20 protein-coding genes are annotated in these 23,365 nt (G+C 39.8%); 7 read left to right on the top strand and 13 right to left on the bottom strand.

The window, feature by feature from the left end:
* Positions 1 to 62 precede the first annotated feature (62 nt).
* Complete coding sequence (locus tag HY817_05610; protein MBI4836703.1) at positions 63 to 407, top strand: HIT domain-containing protein; 345 nt, start codon at positions 63 to 65, stop codon at positions 405 to 407.
* Here HY817_05610 and HY817_05605 read toward each other — a convergent pair.
* The gene (locus tag HY817_05605; GenBank protein MBI4836702.1) at positions 397 to 1,020 is read right to left on the bottom strand and encodes a C39 family peptidase; all 624 of its coding nucleotides are present in this window, start codon (positions 1,018 to 1,020) and stop codon (positions 397 to 399) included. The genes HY817_05610 and HY817_05605 overlap by 11 nt on opposite strands.
* Before the next feature lie 159 nt (positions 1,021 to 1,179).
* Between HY817_05605 and HY817_05600 the strand changes: the two genes are divergently transcribed.
* Positions 1,180 to 1,524: a hypothetical protein gene (locus tag HY817_05600; protein ID MBI4836701.1), complete on the top strand. Its 345-nt coding sequence runs from the start codon at positions 1,180 to 1,182 to the stop codon at positions 1,522 to 1,524.
* Between the two features lie 6 nt (positions 1,525 to 1,530).
* On the opposite strand, the gene HY817_05595 is transcribed toward HY817_05600, so the two are convergent.
* Complete coding sequence (locus tag HY817_05595; GenBank protein MBI4836700.1) at positions 1,531 to 2,598, bottom strand: class I SAM-dependent methyltransferase; 1,068 nt, start codon at positions 2,596 to 2,598, stop codon at positions 1,531 to 1,533.
* A 31-nt stretch (positions 2,599 to 2,629) separates the two neighbouring features.
* Here HY817_05595 and HY817_05590 point away from each other — a divergent pair, with 31 nt between their 5' ends.
* Complete coding sequence (locus HY817_05590) at positions 2,630 to 8,251, top strand: hypothetical protein (GenBank protein ID MBI4836699.1); 5,622 nt, start codon at positions 2,630 to 2,632, stop codon at positions 8,249 to 8,251.
* On the opposite strand, the gene HY817_05585 is transcribed toward HY817_05590, so the two are convergent.
* From HY817_05585 to HY817_05575, 3 genes are all read right to left on the bottom strand, one after another.
* Complete coding sequence (locus tag HY817_05585; GenBank protein ID MBI4836698.1) at positions 8,226 to 9,503, bottom strand: Y-family DNA polymerase; 1,278 nt, start codon at positions 9,501 to 9,503, stop codon at positions 8,226 to 8,228. The two genes, HY817_05590 and HY817_05585, sit on opposite strands and share 26 nt — an antisense overlap.
* A 54-nt stretch (positions 9,504 to 9,557) precedes the next feature.
* On the bottom strand, positions 9,558 to 9,956 hold the full coding sequence (umuD, locus tag HY817_05580; GenBank protein ID MBI4836697.1) for a translesion error-prone DNA polymerase V autoproteolytic subunit: 399 nt from the start codon (positions 9,954 to 9,956) through the stop codon (positions 9,558 to 9,560).
* A gap of 67 nt (positions 9,957 to 10,023) precedes the next feature.
* Positions 10,024 to 10,554 (bottom strand): hypothetical protein, encoded by a 531-nt coding sequence (locus tag HY817_05575; GenBank protein MBI4836696.1) that lies wholly within the window; start codon positions 10,552 to 10,554, stop codon positions 10,024 to 10,026.
* A gap of 191 nt (positions 10,555 to 10,745) precedes the next feature.
* Between HY817_05575 and HY817_05570 the strand changes: the two genes are divergently transcribed.
* The gene (locus HY817_05570; protein MBI4836695.1) at positions 10,746 to 13,868 is read left to right on the top strand and encodes a DUF11 domain-containing protein; all 3,123 of its coding nucleotides are present in this window, start codon (positions 10,746 to 10,748) and stop codon (positions 13,866 to 13,868) included.
* Here HY817_05570 and HY817_05565 read toward each other — a convergent pair.
* Entirely contained in the window at positions 13,865 to 14,692 is an 828-nt protein-coding gene (locus HY817_05565; GenBank protein MBI4836694.1) for a YihY/virulence factor BrkB family protein, read from the bottom strand. The genes HY817_05570 and HY817_05565 overlap by 4 nt on opposite strands.
* 130 nt (positions 14,693 to 14,822) lie before the next feature.
* On the opposite strand from HY817_05565, the gene HY817_05560 reads away from it, so the two are divergent.
* A complete protein-coding gene (locus HY817_05560; protein MBI4836693.1) occupies positions 14,823 to 15,713 on the top strand; it encodes a hypothetical protein in 891 nt (296 codons plus the stop codon).
* 9 nt (positions 15,714 to 15,722) lie between these two features.
* Entirely contained in the window at positions 15,723 to 16,370 is a 648-nt protein-coding gene (locus HY817_05555) for a hypothetical protein (protein ID MBI4836692.1), read from the top strand.
* Between the two features lie 131 nt (positions 16,371 to 16,501).
* Here the strand turns inward: HY817_05555 and HY817_05550 are convergent, their stop codons facing one another.
* From HY817_05550 to HY817_05530, 5 genes are all read right to left on the bottom strand, one after another.
* Positions 16,502 to 17,275, bottom strand: coding sequence for an ABC transporter permease (locus HY817_05550; protein MBI4836691.1), 774 nt, complete (start codon positions 17,273 to 17,275; stop codon positions 16,502 to 16,504).
* Position 17,276: 1 nt separating this feature from the next.
* Positions 17,277 to 18,179 (bottom strand): ABC transporter ATP-binding protein, encoded by a 903-nt coding sequence (locus tag HY817_05545; protein MBI4836690.1) that lies wholly within the window; start codon positions 18,177 to 18,179, stop codon positions 17,277 to 17,279.
* Between the two features lie 136 nt (positions 18,180 to 18,315).
* Positions 18,316 to 19,200, bottom strand: a complete 885-nt coding sequence (locus HY817_05540; protein ID MBI4836689.1) for an NUDIX domain-containing protein — start codon at positions 19,198 to 19,200, stop codon at positions 18,316 to 18,318.
* 184 nt (positions 19,201 to 19,384) lie between these two features.
* Positions 19,385 to 19,960 carry a hypothetical protein gene (locus tag HY817_05535; protein MBI4836688.1) on the bottom strand — a complete coding sequence of 192 codons (576 nt, stop codon included), beginning with the start codon at positions 19,958 to 19,960 and terminating at the stop codon, positions 19,385 to 19,387.
* A gap of 210 nt (positions 19,961 to 20,170) precedes the next feature.
* Complete coding sequence (locus HY817_05530) at positions 20,171 to 20,899, bottom strand: NUDIX hydrolase (GenBank protein ID MBI4836687.1); 729 nt, start codon at positions 20,897 to 20,899, stop codon at positions 20,171 to 20,173.
* A gap of 188 nt (positions 20,900 to 21,087) precedes the next feature.
* On the opposite strand from HY817_05530, the gene HY817_05525 reads away from it, so the two are divergent.
* Positions 21,088 to 21,270, top strand: coding sequence for a hypothetical protein (locus HY817_05525; protein MBI4836686.1), 183 nt, complete (start codon positions 21,088 to 21,090; stop codon positions 21,268 to 21,270).
* Here the strand turns inward: HY817_05525 and mscL are convergent, their stop codons facing one another.
* Positions 21,271 to 21,690: a large-conductance mechanosensitive channel protein MscL gene (gene mscL, locus HY817_05520; GenBank protein MBI4836685.1), complete on the bottom strand. Its 420-nt coding sequence runs from the start codon at positions 21,688 to 21,690 to the stop codon at positions 21,271 to 21,273.
* Between the two features lie 5 nt (positions 21,691 to 21,695).
* Positions 21,696 to 23,216 (bottom strand): FAD-dependent oxidoreductase, encoded by a 1,521-nt coding sequence (locus HY817_05515; protein ID MBI4836684.1) that lies wholly within the window; start codon positions 23,214 to 23,216, stop codon positions 21,696 to 21,698.
* Between the last annotated feature and the right edge of the window lie 149 nt (positions 23,217 to 23,365).

Genomic DNA, 23,365 nt, shown 5'->3' with positions numbered 1-23,365 from the left:
TTAAAAATAAGGGTAAAGATAAGTATACAAAATGTTCTCGTGGTATTAAACAATAGTTTCTTATGCAATCTAAAATTACTAATGACTTTTATTGTGATTTTGTCCTCAACAACAAAATTGTAGTAAAAATGGTGCGTGAAACTAAAAAGGTTTTAGCATTTCACCATACTCAACCAAAGTGGACACTACATATTGTGATTATCCCTAAACAGCATATTACGAGACTGGTAGAGCTTGAAGATATCTCGGTGATTGCCGAGATATTTTCTGTAGCACAAGACATTATCAAAGAGTTTCGACTCCATGAAAGTAATTATAAAATCATTACCAATGGAGGAAGCTTTCAGGATTCTCAGCATCTTCATTTTCATTTAGTATCGGGCAAGAAGCACGAAGTCAATGAATAATAATTCCTTTATTGGCAAAGAACTTTTTGAAATCATTGAAACTTATTTGAGCATATTCCTGTGATTCTGGTGTGTTGCCTGAAGGATTATGCAAGTAAATTATTTTTTGTTGGGCATCGAAGCCGACAATCAATACTAAATGGCCGCCACGTTTGGTAGAAATAGCTGAGGGATTCCTAATCTCAGGAGCCACGGAGGCAATAACTAACTTTTGTTTTGCTAGAGCTTGTACTATTTCCTTCAGGATCATCGGATAGATTACTTTTGCCTGTAATCCATATGTTTGTCTAACAAAATTTACAAAAGGACCATAATACAGTCCTGGAGATGTTTCTAAAGGAAAAGTATAGCCACCATATTTAACGCATTGCTTACATAAAGTTACTAATGGTATGGTAACTTTTTTGTAATAGGCTAAGACCATTTTAAGACAGGCCATACCACAGGCATTCCAACTCCACAAAGCATACTCCTCTGGACTTTCAGCACCTGATGCCAACCATTTAGGATCATTGACCGCCAAAATTCTTTTCTTTAGGATGTCGTCCGCTAGCTCTTTTGACTCCCATTGAGCAAAATATGGTACACCGTTTTGAATATAAGATTTTGGCAACGGACATACGCTAAAGATACATTCTTTAATTTTAAAATTAAGCCAAAATTTTATTTTTCTCAACACGTTTTATTTCTTAATGAGCACAGCTTAGCACAGCATTGACCTGGTCAGTGAAAGATGTTATTTTGCTATTTAACCTTTAATTAATTTCTTTTTATGGCAAGAATCGATGCATACTTAGCTAAATCCAGTGACTTACCAGCAGGTTGGGATGCAGTAATAGAGAATGCTGAAGCTATCAATATAGCCTTAGCTAAAGATAAAATACCACTTGATGTACAAAGGCAGTTGCGCGCAGGTATTATGCGAGCCTTGGAATTAAAAGGTCATGGTGGAACTGCTAGAGCCCATGGCACCAGTTCAAAAATCAGACATGCCGTAGGAGATACAATGGCCAGAGTGGGTCAGCATGATGTATTTATGCAAACAACAGGTAGCGGTGTCCATATTACAAAGATTGTTGCGGCTGGTAATAGAGCTGTACGACGTAGCTCACGTTAGTAACTCTTAGTTTTGTGCACACTGCCAAATAGCATACTGGGAATTATGTTTTACTAGCTCCACTCGTGAAAAGTATTCAAACAGCCGCCTTTTCACTGGTACAGTAGCTTGCACCACAAATAACAAAGCACCATTAGCCTGCAAAAGCTTGGTGCTTTTTTGAATGAGATCTACCAATACAGAAAAATCTTCCTCCTTGCCTTTATGGATGGGTGGATTACTAATGATTAAATCGTATTTTTTATGAGCAACACAATTCAAGTTACTTGCAAGATAGATCTCTGCATTAGGAACATTGATCTTGGCGACTACAGATGCCATAGCGTCATTATCGATCAAATCAAGAGCAATAGTAGGAAACTTTTTTTTCAAAGCAAGTGCAATGATGCCAGTACCACAAGCAAAATCTAAAACATGGGCATTTCCCTCCAAGTTTACTGGTAGAGCAGTCAATAACAATTCAGTGCCTGGGTCTAATTTCCCATGAGCAAATAATGATGGGTATGAACATACTGTTTGCTCCCCTACTGGGGTGGCAAGGCGAAGTGTTTCTTGCCAATCTAGCAACTGAGTTTTCAAGGGTATTTGCTTAAAACTTATAGCCTCAATTACTCGGCAGCGTTTTTTGATCAATATAGTCTCTACCTGATCAAAAAATTGCGCTAACAATTTAACCGTAGATTTAATCCCTTCATCATTAGCACCATAGATGAATACTTTCCCTTGAGGTGTTAGACGGCTTACTGTGGCATGAAGCAACATTTCAAAAGTGGCTCGGGAAATAGGTAGCCTCAAAAAAACAACAGCAAAGGTTTGTTCTGGTACCCACACTTGAGCAGCATGTGATGCAGTGACTTTTCGTTGCCAGGATACTAGCTGGCAAGCAGAATTCTGTCTTTTGATTGCCTGCTCAATAGCATGAGTGTCGTCATCAACAATTAGAACTGGTGAAATAGGGGCAATACTTGGTAACAATTCAAGTATTAAGCTAGCAGCATCTTGATCGCGAGTACTTATTCTTTTTCCCATTCTACCAGCAACAGTAAATAGATCATCAGCATCAGGTATTTTCATAGTTTTTGCTCTATACATACGCTAGCATAGTATGCTAAAATTAAGAGATTACAAAAACAAATCCCCCATCATGAAAGCAGGTAAAAGTATTTACCGGCAAATCAAAAAACTTTGTTGCAGCTTGAGTCTGGTCTTTTTGGTGAGCAGCAGCGTACTTATCAGTATAGTTCCTTCTGGCGGAGTACCAGCTTTTGCTGCTCCTCCGACCACTAGTAATTTTATTTATGTAAATACCGATGGCTTTGCCGGCGGTACTACTAGTGTGGGTTGTACTCTTTTTACTACTAGTGCAGGCTATCCGCCGACTTTCTCACCTTTTGACGATAATAATTGTGACTTGGGAGAAGCTATTAACTTGTTAAACAATTTAGATCCCATATTTGTCAATCCGAGCATGGTAGTAACCATTCGTTTCGCCGAAAGTCTCACGACTATTAACCTTGAGCGGAATCTACCAGCCATTACTTATGCTGGACAACTCGAAATTGATGGGCAACATGATAGCGCACCTGGTTATACTGCCATCCGTGACAATACTGCTGATTCAAACACTTTGGACTACTTTTTTAGAGTAACACCCAATTTGAGCACTTTTTTGACCCAAAGTATTGTAATCAAAAAGTTCGCATTTATTGCTTTGAAGAAGGGCACGGCAAAGGCAATTACTACCGATGATCCGACAACTCCTAGTAACACCGCGACGAACGGTAAAGTTTCCGGTATAGAAGGTGCTTTTTTAGAAGCACTAATCATTGAAGATAACTTTTTTGGTACTAGAGATGGCAGTTCAGTAGACAATGCCAATTATCTTCAAGGAGGAGTGCATATTAATCTGTATCCTCTCAGCGTTACTGGCGACCCTACTATTCGCATCCAGAATAATAACTTTCTCAATACTAATAAGCCGATTTTCGTCGGTACAGCATCGGTACCAGTAGCAAGTGTGTTTCCGGCAAATCAATGCCAACCCAAAATGACCGTTTTCTTAGTAATTGAAAACAACACCATTGGATTAACCAGTGCTGGGACAACACCGGCAGCAGATTTGTTTGATAATAGTGGTTGGACGGATAAGGCAATTAATGTTTGCAATCTGAATAGACCAAGAATACAAAATAATGCCATTGCTAATTCCAGCAAAAATGTAGTTTTGATTTTATTTCTTTTTAATACCGCAATTTATGTGAAAGACAGTGCTGCAGATATTCAGAATAATTACATTGGCGTCGCTAGACCAACGGTCACCGAAGGATTTGTAGCTGAAAGAGCACGGATTACTGGTAATGGCATCACAATTGAAGGTAATTATAGTGATGTAAATAGAACCTTTGTCACTGGTAATAGTATTGGTAATTTAACCGTTCCCAGCACACCCACTTTGTGTTTACATACTCCATCACGCTATGCACCGCGCAATAGCCAAAGTACAGTGTGTGGTGGCACTGGCATATTGATTGAAGGTAGTGAAAATAACTGGCTTTATAATAATCGCATCGGTAGCAGTGAAGCGCCAAATCAAGGCTATGGCATTAGTATCGAGGGTTCTATTACTACCGATCCTGACACGTTTGAATCGCAGTTTCATGCTAGTTATCGTAACAAAATAAGCGCTAATAGTATTAGCTACAATCAAGCTGATGGTATTCATATCAATACTATTACTGATGTAGATCATGTCCATAGTGATAGTAGCTGGCCATGTACCAGCACCATTTCAGGGCAAAGTGTACACAGCAATAATTGTGAAAATGGTATCAGTCACAATACTATTTTTCGTAATGGCACATTGAACGGGGCTGAAGAAGGTGGAATTGGTATAGATTTGAAAGCAGCTGGAGATAGTGAGCAAAAGCGTAGTAGCAGTAGCAGCAATAGTGCTATTGGTACCACTAATGATACGGACTTATCAGACACTATTAGCAGCAATGGTGGTAATACTATGTTAGGCAGGCCAGGTCTGTATGGCATAGGTAATACGGCAGCCTTTCGCTCGACCAATAATACCATAAAGGGCTATCTGCAAACTTCTTTGCCCACAGGAGATTATTGGATTGAGGTATTCACTGTAGGCTGTCCTGCGGAGAGCAGTAGTCCAACAGATGTAAACTCTTTAGCTAGCGCCACTATTAACTGTGATACGGACAGTCCCTCACCCAGTAGCCAAAGCGCCAATCAAAGTATGGGGCAAGGCAAGAAGTTCCTTTGTGGAGTAGTAGTGCACAAGACATCTTCAGCACTTACTAATTGGGAATGTAGTCCCCCCCAATTTGATAGTATTGTTACATCGAAGCTGGTTACAGCAACCATTGCTCAGATCAACGCTCCTAGTAGTGCGAATAGAAGAAACTATGGCTCACTTAGTGGTCAATTTCCGGTGTCATCTTTAGACCTAGGTTTAGCTGGTATTCGCTATAATTGTGAGTTAGCGAACCTGCTCATGACTAACGTGACACCATGTGATGGTCAGCCCAATACTATGGGGCGCAGCTTAAGTCCTGAAGCTTATATTCTGATTCCTCAATTTTTGGGCAACTCATCAGAGTTCGCTCAAAACATATTTCTCGAAGAACCAACCTTCACTGTGAGTAAAACTGTTGCCACTTGTAGTAGCAGCACGGTTTGTAGCAGCGATTTTGGCTCTTCTGCTCCAGCAGCTCGAAATGGCTTTGTGGACTTCCGGATCACCATTACCAATACCACTAATGCTGGCATAGTCCCTCATCTGGATTTACAAGTTAATGACAGCATTCCCAGCAACTTAACCATACAAAACAGCAGTTGTATTTATCAAAACAATTTAACCATTAATACTCCTAACCGTAGTGATCTGGATAATAGTACCGTTTGTCCCTTATCTTCTCCTTTATTGATAACATTAAGTCACCTGGAAGCAGGAAAAACAGCAGCTATTTTCTTGCGTACGCAAATAGCTAATTCTAGCCCAGACTCTATTGCCAATACTGTCACCGTAATTAACGTTAATCAGGACAATAGTGAACGCACTAGTACAGCTACTGTTAGCGTAGAAGGTTCAGCAGCAAATAATTCCTTATCTCTGCAGAAGACAATTACTAGTCCTAATACTGATAGCAATCCTGCCACAGAAACTATTATCAGTGGCAATACGGAACAAACAATACAATATCAAATAAGTGCCGATGCTACTGGCTATGATAATGCCACTATCGCCAATCTGCGTTTACAAGATAATTTCCCCAGATTAGTTGGCGGCCAAAACATTATTTACAGCCTGTGTCGATGGACAGTACAAGTAAATAGTGACACCTTATCAAGCGCCCGTGATTGTCAAAGCAGCACGGAAACAATAAATAGTACCAATACTACCCCAATTATAATCGTCAGTGGCAGTCAAATTGTGGCCGCCCTGGGTAGTAGAACATTAAGTACTAGTGATACTTTACATATAGTCGCTACTTATACAGCTGCTATTCCTCGCAATGCTTTGGGCACTGGTATGGCTACCGAAGAAATTAATAATACTGCTACCTGGGGAGAAAATGCCGTACCATTAGAAGGTCATCAGCGATCCCATGCTACTTTGCTAGTACAGGCGCCGGGTGGTGGTACTACTAGCAATAATGCTACTATTCGTAAATTAGTACGATCCTGTACCAGCAGTACTCTAGCCAGCTGTCAAAGTAATACTTTTGCTAGCTCGATTAATAATGTTGCACCAGGAAGCACGATCGAATACCGTTTAGAAATCACGAACGCTAGCCTTAGTAGCAATGCCGTGGTTACTATTCAAGACAATCAGCCAAATAGTATTAATTTTTTACGAACAGGCACAAACTGTCAATATGTGAACAATGAGACTAATGCCTTGCCGCTCACTGGCGGTAGACCGAGTGGTAGCAGTGATTGTCAATTTGAGGGTAGTAATGTGCGCGTCACCACGTCTATTGGCCCGGCTAGAAAAGGCTATGTATTTATTTTGGCTCAAGTAGGAGCTTCAGCCAGTGGAACTATTAATAATCGCGGACAACTCACAGCTGGTTGTACTACCGACTGTACCAGCGAGGCCTCTATTAGTATCGCTACCGCAAACCAAGATCCAGGCACACTCACTTTAACCAAATCAGCTTCTCGTTCCAGCATAAATATTACTAATGCAGATGAGCGAGTCACTTTTACAATCACTTTGCGTAATACTCAGGGTATTAACCTCAGCAATGTTACTTGGACAGACACATTCCCTACCTTAGGGGGTAATGTGCGTTATGAAAACTGTCGGGTCACGGTAGTTCCAGCTAGCTCATCCTTGCTCAATTGTCCCTCCCCTTTCCCCAATACAGCGGCAACACCACTATTAGCAAATGGTATCACCATCAATGCTCAGACCACGGAAGTACAATTTGTTTATGATGCAGTAATTGCCAGAACACTAAACATATCCTCCGCTACCCCACTTATCAATGTCACTGAAATCAGGGCTACTCGTCAAAGTGATAATGCCACCATCGCCCAAACCCAACAGGTTACCGTAACTATTAGTAAAACAATTACCGGGGCTCCTAGTGTTACTTTGACCAAATCCGCTGATAACAATGTTGGGGGCACTAATCATAGTGCCGAGAAAATTTATAAACCAGGGGGCATAGTTAATTACACGGTCACTTTAACTAATAGTGGTGGTCCAGCCTCAAATATTGCTCTTGATGATCGCTTTTCTAGTTTAGTGGAGAACTTAGTAGTTGATAGCCTGCCCACGGGCGCCACCCAGAGCATCAGCGATACACTTCTCTCTTTAGGAGCAATTACTGTCACAGCTGGCACACCAGTACAATTGCAATATCATGGGACTATTGCCTCAGCAAGAAACTTTGATCTGGACACATTTGATCTTGATGAGAATAGTGATCCGCTAAAAGATACTGATTTTTATTTAGGAGCAGATAGCGACATTATTGATGAAGACATTAGTCGTAGCGGCAATGATCATCGCAGAGCAAAAGAAATACTGGGAGCGCCTGACAATAAGTTCATTTCACTTGGTGAAAATGGCAGCATTACTATTGATTTGGGAACAAAGGTAATTGTTGATGGTAAAAATGAGGACTTTGCTCTCTTCACCATTGATCAGCATGGTGATGACACGGATGAAGCAAATGAAGATGTCAGCGTTGAGGTTTCCCAAGATGGTACTTTATTTAAAAAGGTAGATGCTACTGGAAATTTGAATGGTTATGACTTGAAAGATGCTCGCGTTTCATGGGCGCGATTCATCAAAGTTAGTGACGAAAGTACTAATTCTACGGGCAAGGCTCCCGGTATAGACATTGATGCAGTTTGTTTACTCAATTTGGGAGTACAATTACCTAATCGAGCCACTTTACATTTGGGCACGCCCGAACCATTTGCGGACACGGCAATCACGGTTGATATCACACGTGTATTTGATGAATCTCTTAGTTTAGAAAGTTGTGTAGAGAAAGTAATTCCTCCGATATCATCTCTACCTGCTCCCCCATCACCTCTTAGTAAGGCAGTCCCCACAACTCCTGCAGCAATACCACCAATGCTAGTAAAAACTGGAGCGACACTTTCACTGAGCATCATTTTAATGATAGGAACCTTCCTGTGGCGAGCACACAAGAAACGTTCTATTAAGAAAACAGCGGGAGATCAGTAATGGCAGTAGTATAATTAGGAGATTTGAATGCTTGTCTCATATCCCAGAGATGATTTTTGCCTTGCACAGCAAAATATACTTTTTCTTTACCAAAGCGCTTATTTAACTCAATTAAAGCTTCCGTTAGCCTGGCTGATTCAGTGAAAATAGCAGTACTACCTTCCCATAAGGTGGCAGGAGCAGCTGCTCCAGTCTCAATGCCCAAAAGAAATACACCAGCCTTATGATACGGAGTATATGGGACAAAAGCTTTACGAACTAAAGCAAGTGCTTGTTTGATTAAAGTGTTAGGATTATTGGTAGCTGAGAATAGAGCCATCTGAGTGTGAGACTGATAAGTGACTTTTTCACGAAAACGATTCGTTTTCATAAAAAGAGCCAAGCCTGAAGCTTGAGACTTTTGTTTACTAAGTTTTTGCCAGGCGCGTAAGGTGTAAGTAGCAATAGCTTCTTCCATTTCTGTTAAAGAAATTATATCTCTACCAAAGCCTCGAGTATACATAATCCCCTTACGGGGTTTCCACATGAGTTCCAAAGGAATACACGAAATTCCTTGCAACTCCAAAACGATTCTTTCCCCTAACACCGATAATAGTTTTCGTGCCTGAGAAAGTGGTACTTTACTTAAGTCGTAAGCAGTCAAAATGTCTTGGGCCTGTAGTTTTTTAGCAGATCCCCAACCAATGCCCCATACTTCTTTTACAGGCAATTGACATAAGAAATCTTCTAGCACTAATGGTGACCAAGAAAGAAAGTTGCAACAACCATGGTAGCTTGTATCTTTTTTGGCGACATGATTAGCAATTTTTGCCAAAGTTTTGGTAGTGGCAATACCAATGGATACCGGAATACCAGTCCATCGCTCTACAGTAGAGCGAATTTGGCTGGCATAGTGAAATAATTCAGCTAGTGGGACATGCTCAAGCCCAATAAAAGCCTCATCGATTGAATATCGTTCTACTTGAGGTGAAAATTGCTCTAATACACTCATCACCCGAGCTGACATATCACCATACAAAGCATAATTGGAAGAAAGAACCACTACATTATTACTAGCTAATTGCTCCTTAACTTTAAAATAGGGCGCCCCCATAGGAATACCCAAAACTTTCGCCTCAGCACTACGAGCAATAATACAACCATCATTATTAGACAATATAACCACTGGCTTATGCTTTAAGGCTGGATTAAATACCTTTTCACAAGAAGCATAAAAGTTATTGCAATCGACCAGGGCATAGATAGAAGGCATGGATAATTGTAAATGATAAACTTTACGTTTTAGATGAACCAAAACTCACAATCATCACTGAGCATATAATGAAACTTTACGCACCACTCCTGTCACTACACCCCATAATTCAAAGTCTGTTTCTGCTGTGATAATAATTTCAGGAAAGTCTTGATCTGCCGATCGTAGAATAATTTTATTGTTATTAAAATGATAAAACTTCACCACGAAACTAGACTCTAGCCGTCCCACTATGATTTGACCTGTGTGAGGTACCAAAGATCGGTCAATGACCAGAATATCATTGGCAAAAAAGCCCGCAGACCGCATAGAGTTTCCCGCAACTCGTCCTAAGAAAGTAGCTGCTTTGTTATTGATTAGGTACTTTTCTAGGTCAATTGGTGCTTCTTCGTAATCCTCTGCAGGACTAGGAAAACCAGCATAAACAGGCTGAGAGAGAAATGAAATACACATATAATGTGTTATTACACATCACAATATCCCAGCAGCTTCATTGTGCCTAGGTGAGCGAAAGTCTTAATCAAGCGCTTTGGGACTCGCTGGTTTCCCATTGAGCACGTAGTGATTCATGAACCTGGTGGATACAAGGTACTTTTACTACTCCTTTTAATCTACGTGGTGGCTTCGCTGTGGTAAATCTACGTTTTTGACAGCCTAAACCAAGTGTTTTAGGGTCCTTGCCGGCAATCAAAGTCCACACCTCACCTCTTTTCTCTTTTACTAGAGAAGTTAATTCTTTCAAATACTTTCTATGAATAGGGCTTAGAACTGCACCATTGAGGAGAATAACCAATCGTACTCTACTATAAAAAATCGTGAGAATCTGCTGACGCAATCCAGGTGATACCTTTTGCATAGCCAGATCAAAAGCACGCTTAAATACATACTCAATATGCCAGTATAGAGAAGCAGCATCAGCATTCACTAAACCTTCTCCGATAGGCTTGCCATTCTGCAACATCGCCAACTTTCTTTGGGCCTCTCGGTATGCAGTCCAAATTTCACATAAAGTTAAACCTAATTCAGGTTGGCCTTCGACAAAGCGAAACATACCCAAAGATGCGGCGTGAACTGAATTGGGATCTAAGTGTAAAGTAATTGTTTTTAGTGCTGACCTTTTCAAGCTACTATGATAATAAAAAGTAACGCGAGAGATTACTGGAGAAACGCTGTATTTGCAATAGCATTTATCGTTTTAATAAGCTACAATAAAGGGAAACACCAAAATAAATATTGTCCCTCATGCAGTTTGCTTTGCCTCAACAGAAGTTGATCAGTGGCCAAATAAAACTACTTGTCAGTATAGTAGTTTTATTTATTACCATTCATTACAGCTTTCCTTGGTCATGGCTTAATACATTTCCTATTCAAGCTGGAGATGAAGTCACCTCCAGAATGACTACTTTTTATAGTGGCACAGATTACCCCGGAGGCTCACCGGCCACGACAGCGCTAGTACCTCCTAGCAGTGGTGTGACTATATTCATAGATATTATGAATACCACTACTACTCCTAATGCTCTAGAAAACATGGTGTTAAGTGACGATATTTCTGCGTTTTCTGGTTCTTTGACATGTTCCTATATGGTCACCACTTCTTCTGCAAATCATTTGCTTTTGGACTTTGATGGTAGTGGCAGTATTTGTACTATCAATAGTAGTAATGGTTATCAATTTGAAGGGGCATCCTTTCCTACTTCATTGGCAGCAGGAGATGGGATATTTTTCCGTTTAACTGGATTAACTGTTGACAATGATTCAATTTTACACGAAGTGTATGTCAATGGAACGTTTGCCGGCCAATCATATGGACCTGCGAGGGATCATCAATACATTTTAGTGGGTACCAGGGCAATCACCGGCTACGCCTTTCATGACCTCGACAATAATCGCTTAAATGACAACTTAGACTATCAATATGTTGGCTTAGTTGCGACCTTACGTTCCCATCCAACCGGAACAGCCATAGCCACCATGACCACTGACACCTATGGTTACTATTATTTTACTGAGGAAACGTATCCTGATTTAACTTTGGGGAATAATTTTCGGGTACATATTGCTCCTGATGTAAGTCAATCACTTACCACTGGCAATAATCCCCAAATAATTACATCGCTAACCAATGGCATCACTAATTTAACTGATATTGGTTATTATACTTTATTAACGTCGCAACTCGGAGATAGAATTTGGCTTGATAGTAATTATAATGGCATTCAAGATGGTGACGAGCTTAATGGAATCGCTAACATTGATTTAGATCTTTACCAAGTACGCAGTAGTGGTGATGTGCTTCTAGCATCTACCAGTACTGATTCCGATGGTGATTATAATTTCAATTTTCAACCGAACTTAAATTGTCGTGGCGAACTTACTACTTTTGGTGATAGTGATGCAGATGTTTATGATGTTCGTTCCTGTACAGTAATCTCCGGAGCTACATATTATATATCATTTCGTACTGATGGTTTTTGCGTCGCTGACAATACAGCTATTCGGCTACTAAGTGCTAGCGGAGATACTTTATATGAAGCTGGCTGTGGATCTCGTGCTCCAGACATTGATCACACTTTGGCAGATAATACAGTGTATAGTGTGGGCCCCTTCTCAGAAGACACTAACGGCATAGCTACACTTTCTGCTATCGAAAGTTATGGAGACGTAAGCTTTTATGACGTTCATTGGACATATACTGGCAATATAATTATCAAAAACTATTTAGTAATTAGTAATGTCCCACCTGAATACAGTTTTACTTTAGGAAATCAAGGCGGTGACGAATCTTTGGATAGCGATGTTAGTATCGGTACTCAAACTGACACAGCAACCGTTACTATTGGTGAATCCGTATTGGACTTAGATATAGGCTTCCTTGATACTAGTACATTAGTTCCGGATCTCGTGATTACCAAGAGTGTAGATGATGAAGAACCAACCATCGATACTCAAGTGACCTATACTATTACCGTAACAAATAATGGGATTGGGACTGCTTCTGGAGTTACTGTGCTTGACACTTTACCCGCAGGAACCTCATGGGTAAGCGATACAGGCGCAGGCGCTTATGATCCTGAATTAGGAGAATGGTTAGTTGGCGATTTATTAGCTAATGAATCTACTAGTTTAGATATTACGGTAACCGTCACTGGCACTGAAGCGATTGTAAATACTGCTACTGGTTCAACATTGAGCACGGAACCAGATACTACCAATAATAGTGACTCGGCTACACTCACTCCTCAAGATCCCATCAGCAGTGGAACAGGTACTTTACTTTTTCATCTTTTTACAGATACCAATGGTAACGGCACACAAGACACGGGAGAACCAGATGGAGCAAGTGACACGATTATTACCATTGGCCACAGTTTAGGGGACCAAGATGTAGTTACCGATGAATTTGGCGATATTGATACCGATATGACTGTCAGCAGTGATCCTTACACCATTACACTTTCACCGCCTTCGGGTAGTAGTATTACTGGAGGTGACAACCCCATAACTGGGCTTATTATCAATGTTGGAGAAATTACTGATGCCGGTATTCGTGGAGTATATATTGAACCAGTTGAAGACGATTCAGAAAGTTCTGGAGGTAGTGGTGGTGGATCGGCAAGAGTTACTTGGGGCAATATAGGCCGCGGTAACAATAGAAGCTCAGGCAATTGGTTAAGCAGTGATGGGCGTATCAATTCTTCAACAATTACTATCGATAGTAGTACGGTAGAGAGTAGTGATTTGGCCACAAGTATCAGCTGCTTAGCAATCAATGGTGCGCCACCACTTTCTTTTCCTGATGCTGAAAATACTGAGTATGCTGCTACAATCCACTTTTTGACAACTATCATTGAGCCCCTCAACAATGAACGTTTGATCAAAGGCTATGAGAATGGTGAGTTTGGTACATATATGTCCCTAACCCGCTATGAGCTCACCAAGATCGCGCTAATGGGTAACTGTATCAATCATTCAGGTCAATATCAGGCCAACACAGTATTTAGCGATGTACCCACCAATGATTCTGAAATGTCACTAATTATTGGTACTGCTCAGCATTTAGGAATAGTAGATGGTATAGACGGTAAGTTTTATCCTAATAATCCAGTCACTTTTGGTGAAATGGTGAAAATTCTCTTAGGCAGCAACAGACAATTAAAAGCGACATTGCTTGCTGCTAGAAGTACTGAACCATTGGCTGGTGTCACTGAAAATGGCTTTGCCCCATTTGCTCAATATGCTTATCAGTATAACATGGTGACTTTGGAGAATGGCATATTCCCTCAGAATAAAGTAGTACTGCGCAACCAAATGGCTACTACTTTGGCCACCTATATCAGACAGCTAAAAAGTTTCGCTGATTAATGCATCTTTTGATGATGTACTTTGACTATCTCTAAACCAAAAAGCAAAATTTGGATAGCATAGTAAATCCAGAGCAAAATAATCATTAATACGCTGGCAGCACCATACAAAGACCCTATGGAGCTGAATTGAAAATAAAACGTTAATAATTGCTTGCCAATTAAAAACAGAACAGCTGTGGTAAATGCTCCCCATAATGCACTACTACTACGCAGTGATACAGGTGATAAAACATGAAAAAGAATAGTTAAAAAAACTGTCATTACACTAAAAGACAAGAGAATATCTAGTAGCTTCAACCAACTAATTGGTATAGCTAGCCACTGGACAAGAATATTACTCCAATCAGAAAGAATAGTAGTTAGTAGTAGAGAAAACAGTAAAAAGAGAGCCAAACCAAGTAATAGAAGCAAACAAATAACGATTCTCTCGAGAACAATAATTCGGCTTTTAGGTACAGATTTCACCTGCCAAATAAGAGCGAATGTTTCTCGAAACTCACTGACAAAACTGGTCGCTGCCACTATCGTTACTGCGCTACCCACAGCAAAAGCAAGCCGATTTACTTCTGGCCTAGTCACCTCCGCCAATAATTGATGAAAAAAATCTCTCCCCTGCTCACTTACCCAAAAGTTAATTTGCGCTAATACAAACTCCTTCACCTCAGCTCCGTGGTAAAATTGACCAATTAAAGAAAAAATTACTATTAGTGAAGGTGCCAAAGCAAATATGCCATAGAAAGTAAGAGCCGCTCCCAAGCGTTGTGCATTGTCCTGATGCCAAGCAACAGCTGCCTGGCTAAATAGTTTCAAAATAGGCTGCATACAGTTAGAATTCCATCTGCATAGTGAAAGTATTCTAGGTAAAGATCAAGCACAGAGGAGAAGTCAGAAGGCAGAGGGCAGAAGGCAGAAATAAAAGTTAGAAGTTGGGAGTAGTTTTAAATTAGGGATTATGCATACTTTTTGTGCTGACGTTTCTCGACAAAATCAGGAAAGTTTTCTCGGGACTGCTTCTCCGGTTCGCTTTTGGCTTATGATTGAGTGTCCAGAACCATGGGGAAATAGCGCGTTGAAAGAAAGTTCTTTAACTGAGGGAGTTAAGCAGCATCTATTGAAACTTTATGATGGTAGCAGTGCTGTCCGGATCCAACTAATCAAGAAAAATGACCAGCCGGCATCACTATTAAATATATTTTGGGCAGATTGTGCTGCACAAAAGGACAGACTTTGGCATGGTCAAGTAAATTCTTATCAAGAACTACTCACTATCGACTTTGCTGATTTTATTAGCAAATCGCCTACCGCTCCTTTTCAAGAAACCGCTCAAACACATTTCTTTATTTGTACCAATGGTAAACATGATCCCTGCTGCGCCAAATATGGGAGCAATCTCTTCCTGACTGTAGCTAGCCAGTGTGACAATGTATGGCAAACCACCCATTTGGGGGGCGATCGGTTTGCAGCTAATGTACTTTCTTTGCCCCATGGAGCTTATTATCGTCGTGTAGATCAGCCCGGTTTGGCCAGTATTATCGCCAATGAAAAAGCGCAAAAGGTAACTTTAGCTCACTTTGCCGGCCGCTCTTGTTACTCTCGAGCTATTCAAGCTGGTGAATGCTTGGTACGAGAGAAAGCACAATTGTATGGCTGGCAAGACTTACAACTTGAGCAGTTTGAAGGTGATGAAAATGCTGCACAGATTATATTCAAAGCCAACAATGCTCAGTATCATTGTGTTAGCATCAAACGAATCCAAACCAATCAATTCGCCCGATTTACTTGTAATGCCAGTGAAGCAGACCAAATAGCTCGCTATGAATTAATAAGTTATCAACTACAATAATTATTTATTATGTTTTCTATTTTCAAAAGACATTCTTATTTATGGCAACAAAAAGATTTTATTATTTCTACCGTCTCTGGCAGTTTGTTTTTGCTATTGAGTATCGTACTCAATTATCGTGCGGGGACCTATGCTTTTCAGAATATTAGTAATGGAGTCAGAGACCTTATCCTCGATCATTTGCCAGTATTTGATATGCGCCTCATTTTTATTGAAGGCGCAATTGTGATGGTCATTTTTACCTTTTTGGTTACCCTCTATGAACCGAAGCACATTCCTTTTCTACTCAAAGGTATTGCTTTGCTTTACCTATTTCGTTCATTAGCAATTATTTTGACCCATCTTGGCCCCCCTTTGGAGATCACCAATTTATCTTTAGCTAATTCACTGACAGAGCGCTTTGTCTATGGCGCCGACTACTTTTTTTCCGGTCATACTGCCCTACCCTTTTTGATCTCGCTCACTTTTTGGCAGCGTAAATACTTGGGTTACTTTTTCTTAGCCATTACCATACTTTTTGCCATTAGCTCTTTACTAGGTCACCTACACTACTCTATCGATGTCTATGCAGCCTTATTTATTGCTCATAGCACGTTTATTATAGCTAAAACTATATTTAAGAAAGATTACGAGAGAATTCGGAATTCGGAATTCTGAATTCTGAATTGAGGCAGGAGTCTATGCCGTTTTTTTTCAATTTTGTTGAAAAAGTTATACGTCATTGTTTGCTCAACAACTTTTGTCCCCCTGTCCATTCCGAATTTCGAATTCAGAATTCCGAATTTACTTTATTGTTTCAGTCCAATTCCTTTCTTAAACAGGTAAATATTCGCTCCCAGTAAAATTATGGTCATGGTGAGTAACACGGCAATACTTACCCAGGGAGAAATGTCAGCCTGACCATAAAAACCGTAACGGAAACCATCGATCAAATAGAGAATAGGATTAAAATAAGATAAGGTCTGCCACAATGCTGGTAAGCTTTTTACTGAATAAAATACGCCGCCCAAATAGGTTAATGGGGTGAGAATAAAGGTAGTAAATATACTAATATCATCAAACTTCGTAGCGAAGATAGCATTTAATAGACCGCCCAAGGCAAACACTAAAGCAGTACAAACAATAAATAACAAGATGATCGCTAAACTATAAATTTGCGGCGCTACAAAAAACATTGAAAGGGCAAAGACCACTATACCAACCAAGAATCCGCGCAGCATTCCTCCTAAAGTAAAACCAGCAATAATTACCCAAGAAGGTGTAGGTGAAACCAGTAATTCTTCAATGTTTTTTTGAAACTTAGCACCAAAAAATGAACTAACGACATTGGAATAAGCACTGTTGATTACACCCATCATCACTAAACCGGGAACCAAAAAAGCCATATAGGGAACACCATTCACTGGCGGAATTTGCGAACCAATAAAGGTACCAAAAATAATAAAATACAGTGATTGATTAATTAATGGTGGTAGAATAGTCTGCGGCCAAATACGCAAAAAGCGAACAACTTCTTTTTGGGTGATTGTGACCAATGATATCCAATTGAGAGATTGCAGCATATTACTGATTCAAAAGATTAAGAAAAAATGTCTCCAAACGATTTCCCTTGGCACGAATATCTTGCACAGCAATATTGAGACTTTTCAGTTCCTCAACTAATTCGGTCACAGTCTGATGAGTTAGATCCGCCTCCAAGGTAACATCGTCTATTCTTCTAACTGTAATCGTGGCCAATTTGATATTTTCTGGTAATGGGGATGTGGTCAAAATCAATGTGTGTATTTCCAAAGAACTAATCACATTCTTGATGCTATCCTTTTTAACTATTTCCCCCTGCTTGATGATTGCTACATGGCGGCACAATTCTTCTGCCTCTTCCAAATAATGAGTAGTAAGCAATATCGTTGTCCCCTGAGCATTCAACTCGCGCAAATATTGCCACATACCACGACGCAGCTCTACATCCACTCCAGCAGTAGGTTCATCCAAAATAAGAAATTCTGGTTCATGGACAAGCGCTCTGGCAATCATTAAACGGCGCTTCATACCACCAGAAAGAGCACGCGATGGTTGGTCTTTTTTATCCCACAACTCTAATTTCTTAAGAACCTTTTCTGCTCGTTCTTCTGCTATTTTTCTAGGAATACCAAAATAACCGGCTTGCCAAACTACAATATCAAATACCTTCTCAAAAATACTAAAATTGAACTCTTGGGGCACCACACCAATTAATCTTTTAATTTGATTATGAGCACGATCTAAATCAAGACCAAAGACCGATACACTACCAGCAGTTTTATTCACTAATCCTGTCAGAATACCAATGATAGTAGTTTTACCAGCACCATTAGGACCAAGTAAAGCAAAAAAATCCCCTTTTTCAATTTCCAGTGAAACGCCTTTTAATGCCTGCTTCCCATTAGCGTAGGTTTTGGCAAGATCTTTAATAACAATAGCAGACATAGATAGTGACAAAAATTAAACCAATATAGTGTCCATTGATCGATATAGCAGCAATTACTTGATTTGTCTAAATATGAATATGCCCAAAAAAAGCAGATACAATGTGCCTGCTTTTTTTGAATGTCTTCTTTTAGATTTAGTTTCTAGCAAAAGAAATTTTATTCAGCTTCAGAAATTTTAGAATCATTTCTCTTTGCGTAGGTGCCAAATTATGAGGCATATTATTGAGATCAAACCATTCCCAGTGGTCTACATCATCAGGTTCACCGTTGATCAAAGGAATACTTTCATCAAAATCTTTAATTAAGTAACCAAAATGCAGGTAATGCTTATTTGATAAGGTAATTGGTTGCTCGACATACGCAAACTGCAAAGCATGAGTAGCAATAATACCAGATTCTTCTTCTAATTCACGAATGGCACATTCTTCAAGAGTCTCTCCTACATCCAAATGGCCACCAGGCAAACCCCAATTTCCCTTGTCATAAGGATCTTTGCGTAAGCCCATTAATAATTGACCTTTCTTATTGATAACAAAGTCTTGAACACCAATTTTGAAATGAGGATGGATATAATTATAAAGATTGTTTTCTTGTTTCGTATCTTCTTTTTTCAAACGACTGACCATGCGCTCAACAATTGGTTTATGGGGAAGATAAATGTCAGCAGGTAATTCATTGATATCAAAGAATTTCCATTCACTACAATACTTATGCTCTTTCAACTGCAAGATACCTTGCCATTTGGTAGAAGCGTATCCCAATTCCACCAATTGATAATCCAAACCAGTATCGACTATTTCAGAAACATCAACTAATTCCATTGCCTCTAATTCAATATTCACTTCAGCAAAAACTTCTCTTTTGGCACATTCAAAAATACTTTCACCCAGCTTTTGATGACCTCCAGGAAGTCCCCAAGTATTTTCCCCTAAAACATTTTGTCTTTTACCAAGAAGAATTTTTTGGTCGGCATCGGTGATGATCACACACACACCTGTCTTGATTTTCGTTGCGTTCATAGATAGCTAATTGTCAATTGATATATGGGAGCGGCCATTTTAGGCCAAATAATAAAATTTGCAAGGGGCTTAAGGCCACTAAATATTTTGCACTAATTTTTACGCAACCAATTCACTAAGCCTCATATCATCCAAATACTCATCACTTAGCAGGGTAATTAGCAGCTATTAAACTAAGCTAGACCTAAATATCATGCATTAACTTCTTTTGCATGACCAAAAACTTCTTAGCCAAGTATTCCAAAGCCTCATCCATATCGTCAATAGAATGCAACAAATGATTGCGCTCAAAAAGATCATAAGCCATAACAGCAGTTTTCAGTGCCCAAGCAGCTGCTTCAGGACTAATATTTCCCAGTTTAATGTCTTTCTTGGCGGCCTGATAGCTCTTTAACTCTTTTGCTAGCTGATCAATTGGCGATACATTCATTTGTTGAGAGACATTGAGAGATGAAAGCTCTTTTTCAGTTAATGGACGTACTTTAAATTGGGTATACTTTTCTTCAGGTAACTTTTCTTTCAAGAGTAGATAGGTTTTGCCTGGTTGCACTTTCGCTTCTTGAAGAATCGCATGTTGTTTTTCAGTAGCAAACCAAACCTTTTTGTTTTCTTGGTCACCAACATCAAATACTACGTACATATACGACTTGGTACCATATTGTTCATTCAAATACTCTTTGCCCAAAACACCATCAAATTGAATAGCAACTGGAATATTGTCTGCCAACTTAAGGGTAGGAAGCTGAGCTGTTTTTTCCATAACTATACAAGTTAAGTGAAAGACATTATCTCATGAAAATGGTGGAGAGTTAAGCAAGTAAGAAATTCAGAATTCTGAGTGCTGAATTCTGAATTGAGGCAGAAGGCTACGCCGCTTTTTTCAATAAAGTTGAAAAAGTTATACATTACCGCCTACTCAACAACTTTCGTCCCATTGTCCATTCTGAATTCAGCTTTCTGCATTCAGAATTCAAAACTCCTTTATCACCCTCACATTTTCTCTAAAATGAATACTTATTGTGTTTTCCGATGACTTTTTGCTTCTTTCATTTAAAAACATTGGTCTTTGCCAAAAGCCGGGAAAAGTTTTTTGCTTCTTCAAATTGGCAGCAGTGATCCAAAAGTTCTCTACTCCCTCTTCTGGATTATGCATGATTAAATCACCCGAGATATTAAAGCCATTAAATACATAAAAATAAATATCTCGCAAAAAATCCCCATTTTCTTTGTAATCTATATAATGAAATATCGCTACCAAATGGAGATCGGCTTGTACACCAGCCTCCTCTTTCAACTCTCGTGCAGCTGCCTGATAAATACTTTCCCCTTCTTTTACCTTGCCGGTATGAAAACCGACATAATCTAAAAAAGGTTGCTTCAGACGACGATTGGCTAAATAAAAAGCCTGACCATGTTCTTTTTTTTGACAACGCACCAAAACCCCTCTTTTGCCCTGAGTTTCAATTTTAGCCGTACGTTCGTCAATTCGACCCACATATTCTTTTCCCTGATCAGTCAATTCATATAAACTGTCACTATTTTTCAGTAACAAACCCTGTTTGATTAAAGCTTTGATATGATAGGTCACATGGTCAGTAGCCAAACCCTCTACGCGTAAATCACGAAAGCGAGCAAATGGTAATGACATCATTTTATGAAGCATTACCATTTGAAGAGGATGAAGATTGTCATAGTGCATAAAGATATTTAGTTCGCGCTCATCCTAGAAGTTACCAATACCCGCTATCAAGTGAAATTGATTTCACTAATACAATTAGATACTAGGCCCTTAATTCCCCTATCATCCTGGCTCATGGTCCAGGCTGCTTGCTTCACAAAGCATTCCCGAAGCGTATAATTCCTTTTTGGTACTATTAACCTTTTCTTATGCCACAAGCTAAAAAGTCTACAAAACCACTGCGCGGTGTTGATGCCAAAGAACAAAGAATGTATGAGCACATTAAAGAGAGCGCTGAAAAAAGCGGCCGTTATGGCAAACGTGCCGAAGAAGTCGCTGCTCGCACGGTCATGAAGCATCATGGTCAAAGTGGCCATCGGCGGGGCGAATAATCATTTTTTGTTGGCCAATAAGTCACGAATCTGCGTCAGCAAAATAATGTCTTGAGGAGCTGAACTCGGTTTTACTTCCTCCTGTTTTTTTAGCCGTTCTTTGAAGGTATTAATCATCTTGACAGCGACAAACATAGAAAAAGCAATAATCAAAAAGTTAAATAGCGCACCAATAAAAGAACCATAGTTGAGAAATAACGGTGGTGAAATTACTTTACCAGCAATATCAGTAAATTCTGGTCTCAATAAGACTTTGTAATCAGCAAATTTAACACCGCCAATTAATAAACCTAAAGGGGGCATAATAATATCTTCGACCAGAGATGACACGATACGATTGAAAGCCGTGCCAATCATAATACCGATAGCCATATCAATCACATTGCCTCTTACCGCAAACTTTTTAAATTCCTCTAAAATGGGTTTCATAACTTTTCTAAATTAGTATGTGCCGGCCCATTGAGCACTTCTCCTTGAGCATTGAAACGCGAGCCATGACAAGGACAATCCCAGGTCGTTTCCGCTTTATTCCATTTTACAATGCAACCGAGATGAGGACATACCGCTGAAAGTTTTTGTAATTTACCCTGCTTATTCCTATATACAGCTATTTTCTTGATCCCCTTTCTGATCACAGCCCCTTCGCCAGGGGCAATGACTTTACTGTTTTTCACTTCTCCAGGACTGATAGTATCAAGATATTGCTTAGCAACATTAAGATTCTCCTGGGCAAACTCACATGCTGCCCACCAATTCTTTCGTGCTGGCTGATAGAGTTTTTCCCAAGGATTATTCCTTTTTAAAATAAGATCAGATATGAGCTGCCCAGCGATAGTACCATGGGTTAAACCATGACCAGAATCTCCGGTAGCAATAAAAGTTCGCTTATCCCCTGGATTTAAGCCAATGAAGGCCAAGCTGTCCACCGGTTCAATGATCTGACCGGACCAGCGATATCGACATACTCCTAAATTAGAAAAATATGTTTGCGCCCATTGAATTAAATCAAGAAACCTTTTTTCGGAATTATCATCCTGACCAGTTTTGTGATCCTCGCCGCCAACAATAAGTATATCGCTGGTCTGATCCTTTCGTTCATAGATACGGACATAATGATATGGCTGGTGCATATCCCAATAAAGCGCAGTAGGAATGACTCCTTTAGCTATTTCCAAACCGACAGCATAGGAACGATATGCTGCTTGCTTGGTATGCATGGTCACTTTGTCATTAAACGGTGTATTGGTTGTGATTACAGCGTATTGAGCGCCTATGCACCTACCATCGCGAGTGGTAAGTATTGTCGCCTCTCCTTTTTCTTTTACTTCATTAATATATGTATTGGTGAATATCTCTCCTCCCATACTGCTAAATCTTTTGCTTAAACCAGCTAAATACTTAAGGGGATGAAACTGGCCTTGCTTAGCGAATACTAAACTCTGATATCGGCTGAGTTTGGCTATCGGTAACTTTTTGAATTGCGCCTTTAGTACATTTACCTCAGCTAACACCTCAGCTTCTTTTTGTAATTCGGCAGCTTCTTCGTCAGTGGTAGGGAATAGATAGCCCTCTAACCAAGCAAAGTCACAATCAATCTTTTCTTTTTTAGTCAGGTTAGCAATAAAATCAATTGCTTCTTGATGACTTTGTAAAGCCAGCCTTAAACCATCAATACCAAATAGCTTTTTCAAATGGGCAAAACCATCATCTAGAGCACTAGCCAAATGGGCTGTCGTCCTAGCGGTTTCTCCCGAACCAATATTTCCCGCTTCGACCAAGATCACCTTTTTGCCGGCTTTTTGCAATAAATAAGCCACTGTCAGGCCGCTAATACCAGCACCGACTACACATATCTCCGCAGTGATATCAGTGGTTAATTTAGGATACTTTTGTTTCCAGTCAAAAGTATCTAACCAAAGTGATTCATGTATTCCAGTAGCCGCCATAGACATTTGGTTAACTCTCTTTTTCATACACCATAAGCCCCCATGGGGCAAGAATGGAGAATTGAGTGTGAAGAATGATAGAATGGGAATAGAATAGGTGTAGATGGTGAGTTGAAAAAAATAGCCATTTGCTTCATTCTTTCCGCCCA

The organism is Candidatus Abawacabacteria bacterium (genome assembly GCA_016207805.1).
Classification (GTDB): domain Bacteria; phylum Patescibacteriota; class Gracilibacteria; order RBG-16-42-10; family RBG-16-42-10; genus JACQZO01.
This window is presented reverse-complemented; position numbering and strand designations above follow the sequence as displayed.

Bases quoted from the DNA above. Each gene is read 5' to 3' on its own strand.
- HY817_05610 (MBI4836703.1), top strand. From the start codon at position 63: ATGCAATCTAAAATTACTAATGACTTTTATTGTGATTTTGTCCTCAAC.
- HY817_05600 (MBI4836701.1), top strand. From the start codon at position 1,180: ATGGCAAGAATCGATGCATACTTAGCTAAATCCAGTGACTTACCAGCA.
- HY817_05595 (MBI4836700.1), bottom strand. From the start codon at position 2,598: ATGAAAATACCTGATGCTGATGATCTATTTACTGTTGCTGGTAGAATG.
- HY817_05590 (MBI4836699.1), top strand. From the start codon at position 2,630: ATGCTAAAATTAAGAGATTACAAAAACAAATCCCCCATCATGAAAGCA.
- HY817_05585 (MBI4836698.1), bottom strand. From the start codon at position 9,503: ATGCCTTCTATCTATGCCCTGGTCGATTGCAATAACTTTTATGCTTCT.
- umuD (MBI4836697.1), bottom strand. From the start codon at position 9,956: ATGTGTATTTCATTTCTCTCTCAGCCTGTTTATGCTGGTTTTCCTAGT.
- HY817_05575 (MBI4836696.1), bottom strand. From the start codon at position 10,554: ATGTTTCGCTTTGTCGAAGGCCAACCTGAATTAGGTTTAACTTTATGT.
- HY817_05570 (MBI4836695.1), top strand. From the start codon at position 10,746: ATGCAGTTTGCTTTGCCTCAACAGAAGTTGATCAGTGGCCAAATAAAA.
- HY817_05565 (MBI4836694.1), bottom strand. From the start codon at position 14,692: ATGCAGCCTATTTTGAAACTATTTAGCCAGGCAGCTGTTGCTTGGCAT.
- HY817_05560 (MBI4836693.1), top strand. From the start codon at position 14,823: ATGCATACTTTTTGTGCTGACGTTTCTCGACAAAATCAGGAAAGTTTT.
- HY817_05555 (MBI4836692.1), top strand. From the start codon at position 15,723: ATGTTTTCTATTTTCAAAAGACATTCTTATTTATGGCAACAAAAAGAT.
- HY817_05550 (MBI4836691.1), bottom strand. From the start codon at position 17,275: ATGCTGCAATCTCTCAATTGGATATCATTGGTCACAATCACCCAAAAA.
- HY817_05545 (MBI4836690.1), bottom strand. From the start codon at position 18,179: ATGTCTGCTATTGTTATTAAAGATCTTGCCAAAACCTACGCTAATGGG.
- HY817_05540 (MBI4836689.1), bottom strand. From the start codon at position 19,200: ATGAACGCAACGAAAATCAAGACAGGTGTGTGTGTGATCATCACCGAT.
- HY817_05535 (MBI4836688.1), bottom strand. From the start codon at position 19,960: ATGGAAAAAACAGCTCAGCTTCCTACCCTTAAGTTGGCAGACAATATT.
- HY817_05530 (MBI4836687.1), bottom strand. From the start codon at position 20,899: ATGCACTATGACAATCTTCATCCTCTTCAAATGGTAATGCTTCATAAA.
- HY817_05525 (MBI4836686.1), top strand. From the start codon at position 21,088: ATGCCACAAGCTAAAAAGTCTACAAAACCACTGCGCGGTGTTGATGCC.
- HY817_05515 (MBI4836684.1), bottom strand. From the start codon at position 23,216: ATGGCGGCTACTGGAATACATGAATCACTTTGGTTAGATACTTTTGAC.